The following is a 257-nucleotide window of genomic DNA, read 5'->3' on the forward strand; positions in this document are numbered from 1 at the left end:
TTAAAGCTAAATCAATTACTCCAGAAGAACCAGAATCTGTTTGGTTGAGGTTCATCCACTTGTCGCCTTCCCATGTTTTAATCTTCAACCAGCCACTAGTTGTCCCATCTATTATTCTAAAATTCTGTGGATTATATAATGCTCCGGCGTTTGCTTTTCCTGAACTAAATGAAGGCTCGTTATACGCATAGAATGGTTTTTCTATAAACCTTTCTTCTCCATCTAGATTCATCCATTTCTCGCCTTCCCATGTTTTA

General features: G+C 37.7%; 1 pseudogene. It reads right to left on the reverse strand.

The features are described from left to right. A pseudogene (locus MR107_RS30800) lies at nt 1-257 on the reverse strand (hypothetical protein); the annotation flags it as partial.

The sequence above is a fragment of the Bacillus cereus group sp. BfR-BA-01441 genome (genome assembly GCF_022663075.1).
In the GTDB taxonomy this organism is placed as follows: Bacteria; Bacillota; Bacilli; order Bacillales; family Bacillaceae_G; genus Bacillus_A; species Bacillus_A cereus.